The following is a 244-nucleotide window of genomic DNA, read 5'->3' as shown; positions in this document are numbered from 1 at the left end:
CGATACGCTGCTAAATCGCGTGCATGATAGCGTAAGGTATCTTGTTGTTTAAATGAAGCATCATGTTCTTCATCACCCACAATCATCCCGAGTTTTAAAAAGGGCAGAAAAATACGCGAACGAGTACCTATAACGATGGCACAACTGCCTTTTTCACAAAACCGCCATGTTTGCAGGCGCTCGTTATCGGTGAGCGCTGAATGCCATAGCATAATTGGCGTGTCAGGGAAGCGGCGCCTAAAAC

The 244-nt window shown here is 46.3% G+C and carries 1 protein-coding gene; it reads right to left on the bottom strand.

Going from position 1 to position 244, the window contains the following annotated elements:
• Positions 1-212 (bottom strand): hypothetical protein (locus tag SB749_RS20535; RefSeq protein ID WP_410711939.1); only part of this gene is annotated, 212 nt, incomplete at its 3' end.
• Between the last annotated feature and the right edge of the window lie 32 nt (positions 213-244).

This window comes from Brevibacterium sp. SIMBA_078 (genome assembly GCF_046534565.1).
GTDB lineage: Bacteria > Actinomycetota > Actinomycetes > Actinomycetales > Brevibacteriaceae > Brevibacterium.
The sequence above is the reverse complement of the archived record's forward strand: the minus strand, read 5'-3'. Positions and strand labels throughout refer to the sequence as shown.